The sequence below is a fragment of the Tenacibaculum sp. M341 genome (assembly GCF_004337695.1).
GTDB lineage: Bacteria > Bacteroidota > Bacteroidia > Flavobacteriales > Flavobacteriaceae > Polaribacter.
The window spans coordinates 85,274-98,893 of the sequence record NZ_SJXJ01000016.1 but is presented as its reverse complement, the minus strand read 5'-3'; the positions used below and the strand labels follow the sequence as shown (position 1 = coordinate 98,893).

The 13,620-nt window shown below is 28.4% G+C and carries 14 protein-coding genes, 1 rRNA gene and 1 pseudogene; 6 read left to right on the top strand and 10 right to left on the bottom strand.

All coding sequences use genetic code 11. From position 1 onward, the window contains the following. Positions 1–208: ribosomal RNA gene (locus EYW44_RS16670) — 16S ribosomal RNA — on the bottom strand; the annotation flags it as partial. 685 nt (positions 209–893) lie between these two features. Here EYW44_RS16670 and EYW44_RS16665 point away from each other — a divergent pair. Next, positions 894–1,772, top strand: a complete 879-nt coding sequence (locus EYW44_RS16665; protein WP_132725147.1) for a DUF4846 domain-containing protein — start codon at positions 894–896, stop codon at positions 1,770–1,772. 247 nt (positions 1,773–2,019) lie between these two features. On the opposite strand, the gene EYW44_RS16660 is transcribed toward EYW44_RS16665, so the two are convergent. Beyond that, a complete protein-coding gene (locus tag EYW44_RS16660) occupies positions 2,020–2,439 on the bottom strand; it encodes a prepilin-type N-terminal cleavage/methylation domain-containing protein (RefSeq protein WP_132725145.1) in 420 nt (139 codons plus the stop codon). A 79-nt stretch (positions 2,440–2,518) separates the two neighbouring features. On the opposite strand from EYW44_RS16660, the gene EYW44_RS16655 reads away from it, so the two are divergent. From EYW44_RS16655 to EYW44_RS16635, 5 genes are read left to right on the top strand one after another with little or no spacing between them, the layout of a single operon-like run. After that, positions 2,519–3,244, top strand: a complete 726-nt coding sequence (locus tag EYW44_RS16655) for a hypothetical protein (protein ID WP_132725143.1) — start codon at positions 2,519–2,521, stop codon at positions 3,242–3,244. A 12-nt stretch (positions 3,245–3,256) separates the two neighbouring features. After that, entirely contained in the window at positions 3,257–4,186 is a 930-nt protein-coding gene (locus tag EYW44_RS16650; RefSeq protein ID WP_132725141.1) for a hypothetical protein, read from the top strand. Positions 4,187–4,192: 6 nt separating this feature from the next. Next, a complete protein-coding gene (locus tag EYW44_RS16645) occupies positions 4,193–6,397 on the top strand; it encodes a type II secretion system protein GspD (protein ID WP_132725139.1) in 2,205 nt (734 codons plus the stop codon). Next, complete coding sequence (locus EYW44_RS16640; RefSeq protein WP_132725137.1) at positions 6,397–7,578, top strand: PilN domain-containing protein; 1,182 nt, start codon at positions 6,397–6,399, stop codon at positions 7,576–7,578. The genes EYW44_RS16645 and EYW44_RS16640 overlap by 1 nt, the downstream gene beginning before the upstream one ends. Beyond that, positions 7,571–8,089, top strand: coding sequence for a hypothetical protein (locus EYW44_RS16635; RefSeq protein WP_132725135.1), 519 nt, complete (start codon positions 7,571–7,573; stop codon positions 8,087–8,089). The genes EYW44_RS16640 and EYW44_RS16635 overlap by 8 nt, the downstream gene beginning before the upstream one ends. A gap of 351 nt (positions 8,090–8,440) precedes the next feature. On the opposite strand, the pseudogene EYW44_RS16630 reads toward EYW44_RS16635, so the two are convergent. The 8 genes and pseudogenes from EYW44_RS16630 to EYW44_RS16595 all read right to left on the bottom strand — a co-directional run bounded on the left by EYW44_RS16630 (position 8,441) and on the right by EYW44_RS16595 (position 13,620). Next, positions 8,441–8,814: pseudogene (locus EYW44_RS16630) on the bottom strand (DUF6210 family protein). 97 nt (positions 8,815–8,911) lie between these two features. Next, positions 8,912–9,247, bottom strand: a complete 336-nt coding sequence (locus EYW44_RS16625; RefSeq protein WP_132725131.1) for a hypothetical protein — start codon at positions 9,245–9,247, stop codon at positions 8,912–8,914. Then, positions 9,248–9,970 carry a hypothetical protein gene (locus EYW44_RS16620; protein WP_132725129.1) on the bottom strand — a complete coding sequence of 241 codons (723 nt, stop codon included), beginning with the start codon at positions 9,968–9,970 and terminating at the stop codon, positions 9,248–9,250. A 13-nt stretch (positions 9,971–9,983) separates the two neighbouring features. Continuing rightward, on the bottom strand, positions 9,984–11,114 hold the full coding sequence (locus EYW44_RS16615; protein ID WP_132725127.1) for a type II secretion system F family protein: 1,131 nt from the start codon (positions 11,112–11,114) through the stop codon (positions 9,984–9,986). After that, on the bottom strand, positions 11,114–11,581 hold the full coding sequence (locus tag EYW44_RS16610; protein ID WP_132725125.1) for a type II secretion system protein: 468 nt from the start codon (positions 11,579–11,581) through the stop codon (positions 11,114–11,116). Before EYW44_RS16610 ends, EYW44_RS16615 begins: the two co-directional genes overlap by 1 nt. Further along, a complete protein-coding gene (locus EYW44_RS16605; protein WP_132725123.1) occupies positions 11,568–11,915 on the bottom strand; it encodes a hypothetical protein in 348 nt (115 codons plus the stop codon). The genes EYW44_RS16610 and EYW44_RS16605 overlap by 14 nt, the downstream gene beginning before the upstream one ends. Next, positions 11,903–13,162: a hypothetical protein gene (locus EYW44_RS16600; RefSeq protein WP_132725121.1), complete on the bottom strand. Its 1,260-nt coding sequence runs from the start codon at positions 13,160–13,162 to the stop codon at positions 11,903–11,905. Before EYW44_RS16600 ends, EYW44_RS16605 begins: the two co-directional genes overlap by 13 nt. Continuing rightward, on the bottom strand, positions 13,162–13,620 hold the full coding sequence (locus tag EYW44_RS16595) for a hypothetical protein (protein ID WP_132725119.1): 459 nt from the start codon (positions 13,618–13,620) through the stop codon (positions 13,162–13,164). The genes EYW44_RS16600 and EYW44_RS16595 overlap by 1 nt, the downstream gene beginning before the upstream one ends.

The following is a 13,620-nucleotide window of genomic DNA, read 5'->3' as shown; positions in this document are numbered from 1 at the left end:
TAATTAGTAAGCGATGCCACTCACCAACATTATGGAGTATTAATCTTCATTTCTAAAGGCTATCCTCCTGTACAAGGCAGATTCTATACGCGTTACGCACCCGTTCGCCGGTCGTCATCTGCAGCAAGCTACAATGTTACCCCTCGACTTGCATGTGTTAAGCCTGCCGCTAGCGTTCATCCTGAGCCAGGATCAAACTCTTCATTGTATATTTTAAATATTATAATGAATAGTTTCAAAAGAATTTAACTTCGTCTGAAGTTATGGTTATTTCTTACTCTCTAATTACGCTGTCAATTTCAATAATATCAATGAACTTCGTCAATCTTAATATTTAGTCTATCTCAACCAAAATCGCAATCAACTTACTCTTGTAGAAACACTAGAATCGAACTAGTTAACATCTTATCTGTTATTCCAAAATCTCTGTGATCGTGTGCTTTCGTTTCTGAAAGCGGATGCAAAACTATAACCTTTTTTTATTCTGACAAAACTTTTTTTGAAGTTTTTTTTAAAGTTATTTTCTCACAATAAATCAATGAACTCCCGCCAAAAACGGACTGCAAATATACAAGCTTTATTTTTAAACCCGCAAGTAAAATTTTAATTATTTTTTAACTTAAATTTCACTCTTTACTTACACTCTGTTAATGAACTTATGCAAATTCTAAAACTGTGTTTTGTTATTTGCGGGTGCAAAACTACACACTCTTTACAAACCTACCAAACTTTCTTAAGCCTTTTTTTGAATTATTTTATAATCAACAGACTTTCAAACATATAAAAAAGGAGCATTTTTAATCTAATAGAGCAACTTAAAGACTTATTTAACAAATACTGTAATTATAGCTTTGATTTTTTGTTTACTTTTATTCTCAAAATAAACATAAACTATGAAAAAAGTATTTCTGTGTATAGCAATTGCCTCTACTCTATTCCTTTTATTTAAAACTCAAAAAGGGAAAATAGTATCGAATCAATTGAAAGGAATTGTACAAAACACAGTTTCGAACTCTAACAATTACATTAATAAAGAAGGGAATTCTATAAAAACAAGAGTTCTTATTCCTGAGGGATACACAAGAACTACATATAAAAAAGACTCTTTTGAAGAGTATCTTCGCAATTATTCTTTAAAAGCTTATGGTAGTCCTATTATTAATTATGATGGTTCGGAGTATTTTGCTCAACATTGGCATGATGCTATTTTAGAAATACCTGTTCCTAAAAATGGTTTGCAACAATGTGCTGATGCTTTGATGAGAATTAGATCTGAGTATTTATGGGATCATAATCGAAAAAATGAGATTGGTTTTAAGTTTACATCTGGTCATTATTGTTCTTGGAAAGAATATTCTAAAGGTTATAGACCTAAAGTTAATGGTAATAAAGTTAGCTTTCATAAGACGGCAACTGCTGATAATTCTAAAAAGAATTTCTACAAATATTTAAACCTTATATATATGTATGCTGGAACTTTGTCATTACATACAGAATTACCTAAAGTTCCTCTATCAAAAATAAAGATTGGTGATATGCTAGTTAAACCAGGAACCCCTGGACATATAGAAATTATTATTGATGAAGTTATAAATGATAAAGGAGAGAAACTATTCTTATTAGCACAGGGGAATACTCCTGCTCAAAATGTGTGTCTACTTAAGAATTTTGAAGAACCTGACATCTCTCCTTGGTATACTTTTAATGAAAACACCCCTGTTTATACTCCGAGTTATCATTTTGACAAACCTATTTTTGTGAGATTTAAGTAATATTATAAATTAGGAAAAACACTACTTACTCCTATTAAGATATATTTTCCAACTATTAATTCTTATTATTAAGTGTAAATACGTTTATAAAGTTGCGTTAGGGATTGAAGCGTTTGTTGGAGCTCTTTTTAATTTTAATCAATAAAATTTAAAAAGCGACTGCGTAAAGCCCGACCTCCAGGGAACGTACATAAAAAGTTGTCAGTTATCAGTGAACAATTATCAAACTCAATGTTTGGTATGAGAGTTAATCTCGAACTAACTCCGTCAATTTTTCTTCTTGATCTATTTGCCAAACATTGAAAACACCATCTCCGTCAAAATCTGTCACAGCCACAGCTTTTACTTTAAATGAATTATTAGTTGCTTCAATAATTTCATAACTATAGTTGGCATTACCATTCTCTTGAACTGTTTTTGGTGGAATAAAATCGATCGCATTAAAATCGTTAGAATACTTAGAATGCATAAAAAAATGATTTCTCTGCATTCTAAAAGCATGTTTTAATTGTGTTTTAGCTTCAAGACTTCTTGCATTTGCAATTAGAGGCATTATGTTAGGTAATGCTATTAGTATAAGAATACCTATAATTACCAACACTACCAACAACTCTTGTAGGTTAAATGCTGCTACTCTTTTAGTTACTATTTTTCCTTTAAAATTCATAGTTTATGTTTAGAAATGTCAAAAGTATAAATATTTATACTATTTTTGCCGATATTTTTTATACAATTTATAAGTATATATGAGAAAATTGCTGTTTTTATTAGGTCTTAGTGCCTTGGTTTCTTGTGGCACACTTCCACAAAAGTATGATTACTACGTACCTGTTTCGTACGTGGAATTAGGTTTTGTTGGTAAAAAACAAAAATCTGTTCATCAGACTGAATTTAAAGCTTTTGGAATTCCAAAGTATGAAAACAAAGTTCGGTTAAAAGTTATTCAAAAAGATTTTTCTAAGTCTTATTTTAAAAAGTATACAAAGGCCGCAAAACTTAGTCGTGTTACTACTAATGTAGTTTACAATGATAGTATTGCACCTAAACCGACTTTTTTAAATATTGATATTGAAGATAGGGTTTCTGTTGTTAGTAACATTAATGCACAAAAACCTGTTTTTAATTATTTAAAGAGAAGTCCACAAGCTACTATTGTATCTGGATTACAAATTGTACCTAGTAATTCTTTTATGAAATCATATAAGAATGCTGATGCTGTTTACTTAGAAACCGATCATCATGATAAACAATGGTTTCTTTTTTATAAGAAAGGAAAATTAATAGAGAAAATAGATTTAAATAATTCTACCATTTTTGGTTATAAGCTATCTTCTTTTTGTTGGGAAGCCACTGAAAGGAGAAAAATTAAAATCGCTACTATTGTGGATGAAGGTAGTGTTTGTACGAAAATGACGAAGAGAAATCCTGAAAAACTTGAACAAGAACTTACTAAAAGTAGTTTTGATTTTTAAACTTTAAACCCTATGAAAAAGTTATTATTTTCATCATTAGTATTATCAATTTTCATGGCTTGTGAAGCTATCTTTATTGAAGATATTTCTAATGAAGAAGTTACGATTATAGCTCCTACAGATGGTAGTGTGTTAGATAAAGGTACTATTAATTTTAATTGGAATTCATTAGAAAATGTAGATAAATATCGTTTACAAATTGCCAAACCTAGTTTTACATCTGCTACTCAGGTGGTACTAGATAGTTTGGTTACTTCCACTACTTTTGGTAGTGATTTAGCTTCTGGTGAATATCAATGGCGTATTAGTGGTGTAAATGCTGAATTTGAAACCAATTATACTACTGCTAGTTTTATTGTTAAAGCTGAAGATATATCTGCTGGTATTGTTACTATTACAGCTCCTGTAGAAAATAGTGAAGTTGGTGTGGGAACTGTTGAATTTACATGGAATGAATTGAATGATGCAGATGAATATCAACTGCAAATAGCAACTCCTGATTTTGATTCTGCTACCAGTTTTGTAGTAGATACTCGTGTAGAAACCGCTTTCTTTAACACTAGTTTAGCTGAAGGCACTTACCAATGGAGAATTAAAGCGCTTAATTCTGGTTTTGAAACAAGATATACTACTACTAATTTTACGGTTAAACCTGTAGATATTTCTGGAGAAACAGTTTCTTTAACTACTCCTGCTAACGAAAGTGAAATTGATGCTGGTACTATTGCTTTTTCTTGGGAAGCTTTGGATAATACAGATGAATACCAAATTCAAATAGCAACTCCTAATTTTGCTACTGCTACTAGTTTTGTTGTTGATGAAACTGTTGACACTGCTACTTTTAATAGAGATTTGCCTGTTGGAGAATATGAATGGAGAGTTAAAGCAATAAATGCAAACTCAGAAACTAGCTACACTACTTTAAGTTTTACAGTTAAATAAAAACAAATGCTTAAGAAATATATTATAATATCTTTTTTATGGTTTTCATGTGCTGTTGTTTTTGCACAAGAAATTAATGATAAAGAAACTCAACGAATAGAAAAATTAAAATCGGAATTAGATGCATTGTCTAATAAAGTTGGTGGCCTTACTGAAACTGTTGATTTTAATGTTAGTGATACAGAACTTTCAACGTTTGTAAGAGCAGTTGGAAAATCAAAAAAAGTAAATATTAGTGTTACTAATGATATACAATCAACAACTTTAACTCATAATTTTTCGAATGCAAAAGTAAAAGACATTATACTATACTTATGTAAAGAACATAAATTTACGTTTGACATTACTGGTAATATTATTGCTTTAAAAAAGTATTCTCCAATTACAATACCTAAAAAACCAACACCTAGATCAATTTATGTTGATTACGATAATTTAAATGATTTGTTTTCTGTTGATTTAAAAGGTGATAGTTTGGCTGTTGCTTTTAAGAAAATTACTGATGTTACCAGTAAAAACTTAGTTTTTGCTCCTGGTTTAGAAAAAAAACAAATCTCTGGATATATTAAGAACAAGCCTTTTAAAAGTGCTATGGATAAATTAGCTTTTTCTAATAATTTATTAGTTACGGAAACTAAAGATGGTTATTTTTTATTTGAAAGTGATACTCCTGAATACAATCAAGCTAGTACCTCTACAAACAATAGAGGAAATAGAAACGGAAGAAACACAGGAGGAGTTACTAGACCTAGGAGATATCAGAGTTCTAACTTCTTTTTTAAAGTAATTGATAGTACTAAACAAATTGTTGAAGTTGACTTTGAAAATACTCCAATTTCTTCTATTATTAAAGATATAGGAAACCAACTAAATGTAAATATGTTTACCAATGCTCCTTTAAAAGATATTGGTAAGGCTTCTGTAAAAGCTAAACGTATTGCTTATGAAGATTTATTGGCTAGAATTTTAGAGGATTCTGATTTTACTTTTAAAAAGAGAAATAACATTTACTACTTTGGTAAAAATGATCAAGCATCTTTACGTAGTTCGGTAGTGATTCCTTTAATGCACCGCTCTATTGAAGTTATGAATCAACCTTTAAGTTCTGGTGGAGGAAGAAGTAGTTTTTCTTCTGGAGGTATTGGTGGTGGATTTAATTCTGGTTTTAATAATGGTGGAATTAATGGGAATAATGGTAACTTCAATAATAATATTAATAACGGAGGTAGTATCGGTAATAATAGAAATTCTAACTTTAACAACCAGCAACGTATTAACACTAGAAGTAACCAAACTTTTGGAAACTATAGTTCTAAATCTGAAGCTTTAATTAATATTCTTCCATCAGATGTAACTAAAGATTTAGAGATTAAAACAGATATTGAACACAATACTTTTATTGTGAGTGGTGATGCTCAAAAAATTGAAAAATTAAAAGAGTTTATTAATAAAATAGATAAACCTGTACCTGTTGTACTTATTGAAGTTATGATTTTAGAAGTGAATAATTCATCTAGTATTTCTACAGGTATTGATTTAGGTTTGGGTGAAAATCCAGTAAACGATTCTGGTAGTTTATTTCCTTCTGCTAATGTAACTTTGGGTGCATCGTCTATTAATAAAATTATAGGTGGATTTAATGGTTTTGGTTCTTTAAATGTTGGGAAAGTTGTTCCTAATTTCTTTGCTAAAATTCAATTTTTAGAGAGTAATGGAGATGTAAAAGTTCGTTCTACACCTAAATTATCTACCTTAAATGGTCATCAAGCAACTTTATCAAACGGTGAGCGTTCGTATTATAGAATTGAAAGAACAGATGTAATTGGAGCGCAAAATCCGCAAACAATTCAAACTAACAACTATGTGCCTATTGATGCTGATTTAACTATTGGCATTCGTCCTATTGTTTCTGGTGATCAACAAATCACGTTAAATATAAATGTAATGCAGTCTGCTTTTAACGATGGTGACAGAGTAGACCCAAATGCGCCTCCTGGAATGAACATCCGCGAGTTTACTTCTACTATTAGAGTAGGTGACCAAGATGTAGTAGTTTTAGGTGGTTTAGAAGAGAATAGAAAAAATAGTGTGGGTTCTGGTGTGCCTTTACTGGCTAGAATTCCTGTTCTTAAATGGTTTTTTAGTAAACGTACAAGAACTGCTTCTAAGAGTAAATTATCTGTATTAATTAAACCAACAATTATTCGTTAGTGTATCCTCGTAAATTCACATATGGTTCTGTTTTTAGTGCTGTTGAGTATGCTAACTATAATGGAAAAGAAACTTTACAGCTTTTACAGCTAGAGAAAAAGAAAAAAGAATTGGTTGTTAAAAACAATCAGAGCTTTTTGAGCATTGATGAAATAAAAAAAGATGATGTTAAACATTTCTTTTTAGTTATTAATAATTCACAGGTTATTACTAAAAAAGTTGATTTTTTAAATGAAGATCCTCTTATTTTAGTTCAAGAGGCTTTTCCTAATATTGCGCTTCAAGATTTTTATTTTGATACTTATAGTAATGATGAAGATTCTTTTATTGCTATTGCAAGAAAAACTTATATTGATACTTTAATTGATGAATATGAGAAAAAAGGAATTGCTGTAGTTGGAGTTGGCTTAGGCAGTTTGGTTATTAAAAATTTACTCAATTTTATTAAGCCTGATACTTCTATTAATACTTCTAATAGTATTGTTTCTATTGAAGATGCTAAAATTATCGATATCAGAAAAACTAATTTAGATAAAAGTTATTTCTCTATTAACGGTTTAGAAATTTCTAATTTAGATACTTTATCTTTAGGAGGAATTCTATCGTATTATACTGGTTCTTTTTTAGGCTTGGAAGATTTAAATAGTACACTAGCTGGTAATTATGAGAAAAAAAGAGAGTTTACTATTAATTTAACTCTTATTCTTGGCTTTTTACTTTTTAGCTTACTGATTAACTTCTTTGTTTTTAATAATTATTATTCAAAAGTCACAGCTTTAGAGTCTGAATTATCTATTAATGAAGTTTATAAAAATCAATTGATTTCATTACAAGAAGAAGTAAAAACGAAAGAAACTGTTTTAGAAAGTATTCAATCTGTTTCTCAATCGAAGTTAGCTATTTACTTAGATGAAGTTGGTCAATTGGTACCAAATACTATTTCTTTATCTGAAATAAATTATCAACCTATTACTAGTCGTTTTAAAAAAGGTAAACAGATTAAGGTAGATTTAAATAGAATTTTAATTAGAGGTGTTGTGAAAAAAGAATCTGATTTTACTGTTTTTGTTGATTTGTTAGAATCTAAAAACTGGATAGATAATGTGATAATTAACAGTTTTAGTAAAAACAGAAACGCAACCAACTCATTTGAACTTTTAATAGATCAACAGAATGACTAGTAAACAAAAGAACATAGGGTTGATAATTGGTTTTATTGTTTCTTTATTTTTGGTGTATAATTTTGCAATTAAAAACACTTTCAATTATAAGAATCAGTATAAAAAATTATTAAAGGAAAAGGATTTATTAAATAATGCTGAATCTAAAATTAATTTCTTACAGCGTAAGAACAGACATATTGATTCTATTTTAACTTCAAAAAATATTTCAATAGAAAACTCTTTTCAGCAAACCATATTACAAAATATTACAAGGTTTTCTGCTTCTGAAAATATTCAGATTGTAAATTTTAATGCTCCGCATTTATATACAAACAATAATACAATTACGGAAACATTAACTTTTGAAGCTAGGGGTGATTATCATACTCTTTTAAAATTAATTAACTTTATTGAACAAGAGCAGTTAGGTAAATTATTATCTACACACTTTGAAAAGAAAAAGAATTACAGAACTAATAGAAATTATCTTACTGTTATAATATATCTACAAAAAATTAGTAAGAATTAAAATATGGAACTTTCGCTATTTATTTTTATAGTATCATCAATTGCTAGTATACATATTTTGTACATGGCAATGCCTGAAATATTTTTTATCGTTCCTAATTGATTGAAAGCAATTTTCTATAGACTCGTATTCATTCCAGCAATTATATTTAGTATTATTGGAACTGATGAAATACATTCTCAAACTTGGAAAGTTGTTTTTTGTTTGGTTTTTCTTTTTCTCTCCTATAAATTGATTACAACTGTTGAGAGATCTTTTATGATGATGATTTTATTTTTAGCTTTTACAGCTTTTTATATTTTTTATTTCAGAGACGGATTTTAAATCAACCTTATTAAAATAGAAAAACTACTAATCACTATTAGACCAAGTTAAAACACCTTTTAAAATTTCTTCTTCAAAACCTTTAATTAAGTCTTTATTGTTTCTTGTATAAATATCAATTCTAATCCACGCTTCATGTGATTCATTTCTGTATCTATTTTTAAGAAGCTATTTAAATTATTCTTGGACAGTATCTTATTCAGATTTTCTACATCTTCTAAATCTATACCATTCACAGCACCACTTCCTTTATATTTATCTCCTATAAAATAATTTGAAAGTTCTATTTCTGGACTCAAAAATTTGTGTTCTTCTTCTGAAAAATCATTACACAAAGGCAAGTAAATACCTTCTACTTTAGGGTGTAGACATGATGTTCCTCCTATTTGGTTAGAAATCAAAACTCCTGTTGGATATTCGATAATAATTCCTATACCTACACTATCCCACAATTCTATTTTGAGGTTTATATATTTAAAAAAAGAACTCTAATGAGACCTATTTTATATAGCTAATTACTAACGGTAACAATGTTAATATTGTAAAAATACAGTAACCAACAATGGAAATATAGTATTGATAATTCTCTTTCTCTTTTTTTACAATACTCATTACCGTCATACATATTCCAACAACTAATATCACTTTAGATATTATAGAAATCATTGTTAGTTTTTTTAGCAAATCTTCTGGATTGATTAAAACATTAAGCAGTTTTACAGACACATAAAAAGTTAATATTTGCATTATAACTAAATAGATTAAAAATCTAAAAGCCCACTTTTTGTAGTTTGTTTCTTTTTTATTACCAAATTCTTCTTCTAATTCGTTCATTTAATTTGTTTGTGTAATTGATAAAATCCTTTTATTTGGCTGAGATAAATTAGATAATATCAAAAGCCCTCCTACAAATAAAATTGCTCCACCTATAAAAGGAAAACCGGCTCCAACTAAATCAGCTATATTAGAAGAAAACAAAAAAGGTAAGCAAAATATCATTCCAAATATTCCTGATAAAATCGATGTAAAAGCTCCCATTTTTACAATTTTAATTATGTTAATAGTTGAACTTAATTTATTATTTAATCTTGATTCTATTAACTCTTTTTTTAATTCTTTTAAATTTCTATTAGCATACTCTTCAATGGTCCAATTAGAAATTGACTTTGTTTTTCTTCCTTTTTTAAAATCTTTATAAAAAGTCTTCCATAAATCAGGAAGTAAAAATGCTCCGAAAATAAAAATTGTAAAAGAAGGAATAGAGTAATTACCATTTCCAATCATAAAAGCCTGCATTCTAATTTCATCTTCAGGAGTCATTTTGTACTCTAATAGTATATGTTTTAAATCGTGACTTTCAAATTTTGGAACTAAATTTAAGCCATATGCATCTAAACAATTCGCTATTTCTTTTCCTAAAGTGTCTTCTTTACACTTTTTCAAGTCGAAAACAATCTTTTTATAAGGTCTCATATCATGATTTTTCTCTATAAATGACACTGAAAAATCAAACGATTTTTTAATTATTTTTCTAGCTAATTTTTGTGATAAATTCATTTCATTTCTTTTTTTATCCTATAACAGTACTTAATTTAAACATTGGCAAATACATAGCTACTAAGATAGTTGCTACAATGGCACCTAAAACTAAAATCATTAAAGGTTCAACTGTGGCACTTAGCATTTTTGATTTGTGTTCTATTTCTTGTGTATACTGGTAGGTTAACCTATTAAAAATAGTTTCTACCTGATTTGTTTCTTCTGCTACTTTAATTAATGATCCCATTTTAGGATCAAAAATTGATTCACTACTGATACTTTCGTGTAAACTTTTTCCTTGTAAAATTCCCTCCTCCACTCTTTTCAATGCTCTTTGTAAAGGATAAAAGTCTATCATTTTTTCAGTCAACTGAATTCCGTTTAACAAAGGAACTTTAGCACTCACTAATAAAGTTATAGCTTGTGTAAACTGAGCTATCTTTATTTTTCTAACAAAATTTCCTACAAAAGGAATTTTTAAAAGAATACTAGTGTATAATTTCTTGTACCATAATTTATTTTTAAAAACATTTACTGCAATAATAAGAGCAAAAATGAAAAGAAAAACAAATCCGTAATACTTACCAAATGTATTGGATAAGATTATAATTTTTTGAGTAATCCATGGTAACTCTACTTTATTTTGCTTAAAAATATCAGCAAACATAGGTACTACAAATCGCAGCATAAAAATTAATGCTAACATAGCCGTACAAACAACAACTATTGGATAAGAAAAAGCATTAACCACTAATCTTCTTTGCTCATTTTTTCTCTGATAAAAAACACCTAAATCTTCAAAAACTTTATTTAAAGTACCTGTACGCTCCCCTATTTGTACAGAATAATACTCGTACTCTGTAAAATGTTTCTGCTTTTTTATAGCGTCTGATAAATTTCTTCCACTTATCAACTCTTCTACAATTAATGTAAAAATCTTTTTATCAGCTTCTTTTTTTTGCTCTGCTCCTATTAATTCTAAAGCATCTTTTAACTCTAAACCTGCATTTAAAAGTACACTTAATTCTATGTAAAAAGCTTCCTTCTTTTTATTAGAAAAAGAACTACCGAATATATTAATCTCTTTTTTTAGTAAAGAATCTATATCAAAAGAAGACTCTTTACTACTTTTTTTTGTTTTATTATCTAATTGAAAAGCCATTATTCATTATTGATATAAAAAGAAGCATCTTTATTTTTAAAAACAAACACGTTTGTATTTCCGAAAATTGGAGAAGTTTCAAGCTGAATAGCATCTATAGTTCCTTCTTTTACCTCTACACCATCCAAATACATACGTTTATCATTTATTTTTATTAAAAATGTATCTTGATCTTTTAAAATATAGTCATCGTAAAACTCGTAAATAATTTCACCCTTTGATGTTTTAAACGATAAAACATCTTCTCTATTTAAATATGTTACTTCAAATAAATTAAAATCTCCCCACAATGAGCGTTCTAAAAATTGAAGCTCTTGTTTTACATTTAAGTTTTTACGAATAGATTGCACCTGTTTTTGAACCATAGATAATGATAAAAAAGCAATAGAGATAACAATACTAGAAATTACTAATACCACCAACATTTCACTTAATGTAAAACCTTTTACTTTTTTAAAATTTCTCATACGAAATAATTTTACGGTGTACCTTTTTCTTTGTTTTAAGATGTACAGCTTGTATAATAATAAAGTCAGAATCACTTTCCTTCTCTACTGTTACATTCCAATCTTTCATTTCTTCTTCAAAAGGAATTTTTATCTGCTGGTGCTCTAATAAATAATGAATTTCATTTAATTCATTCTCTATATACTGTGTGTTTTTATTAACTAATGATTCTATTAACGCTCCTAAAACCGTTACTGCAATCCCAAAAACAATCATCATAATTACAGAAGCTGTAAGTACTTCTGTTAAGGAAGATGCTTTTACTTTTTTTTGTAACCAACCTATTGTACCCATTTTGCTACTTTTTGTTGTTGATTTTCAATTAACATACCAGCATATTGATTGGAAAGTTTTTTCCTATTAATTATAGCATTATACAAATGGTTTACATAAGTACTACCAAACTGTTTGGTGATAAATTTATTGGTATACACTGAACCTATAACAGTACCTAATAATTCTAAATTTCGATTACAAAAAACTTCTCCTTTAACTTCTACATCTTTAGAAATTACAACTTGCTGATTAAAATTACTTTTTTTAATATCATCAGCATTAAAAAGTACAACTCCTTTTATTTTAGATTTACTATCTATAAAAAGAGGTGGCTTTTGATTAGTTGCAGATACTTTATTTTCTTTAGAAATAACCACTAATGCTGATGGGTAATTTAACTGACATCCTTTTCCTACTTTTAATTCTTGACTAGCAATTGCTTGAAAAGTACCTTTTGTATTAGCTGCTATTTCAATTACCGGAGCAACTAAAATTACATCCTCTAAAACAGCAGAATTACTTACTTTTATTTTAGTATTTGAACACAAAATTATATTTCCTTTTAAGGTAACATCTCGAACATTCAAAAAAGCATTCGCAATTGTGTACAGTGTTTTTTCTGAAAAAGATTGCTCTTTTTCTAAACCTTCTTCCAACTCAAAATACGAATCTGATGCATTTGTAAAAACAGAAGTACGCATTGTTTTTAAATACGATAGGTTTTTTACTGCTGGTAATGAAGTACTACTTAACTTCTGCCTACCATAAATAAGCAAATTATTGTAGTATGAATTCCCAGAAATATTTCCTGTATTTACTCCTTGCTTTGGTAAAGATGCATTTCCAGTAATTTTAGTGTTTCCTACAACTATTAAAGGCATATTATTCTCTTTCAAATACAGTGCATTTTGTTTAGGATTATGATTTCCAACAATTGCACTTTTCTGAAATATTTCGTTTTTCACTTTTGATGTAATAGTTACCAAATCAAAAACACCCCAATGCTTTTTGTTAAAAGAAGTTTGCTCTTGCTGATTGCTTGAAAGTTGTACTTGACTTTCTCCATAGTCTACCTTGGTATCATGTAAATAATCAAATCCCTCTTGAACATTTCGGACAGCTTCTTTAAAAAAAATATTTTTTATGTTAACCCTTTGTTGAAGATGTATTAATTGAATAAAAGCAAAAACAATCAATGCTATTACCACTGATATTACCAGCACATATTGCAATGCACCTGCTTTAACTTTTTTAAAAATCCACATTATTTTAATTCGAAAGATTTAGTAACACCATTAAAGCGTACTTTAATTTTTTCATCATTCGCCTGAAGCAACTTTATCTTTTTTATAGTTTCTCCTTTTTTAAACAACTCTTGTTTTCCTTGAATTGTTAGTACATATGATTTAGTTCCTCCACCCGTTACAACTCCATTATAAATAATATTAGGAAATGGAATACTTGGATTACTTTTAGGAACTGATTTCTTTTTTACCTTCTTTTTTTCTGTTTTAATCGTTCCTAAAAAAGGATCTCTGTAATCGTCATTAACTGTGTAAGCAATTCTTTTTTCTATTTTTTCTGGTTTGTAATTTTCAACAATACTGTTAGTAATTACAATAGCTTCATCTGTATCTAACTTACTATAAATTTGATATCCAATAGCTCCCCAAATTGCAAGTACAGCTACTAATAATAACGTTGTTTTTTGTTGCTTTGTCAT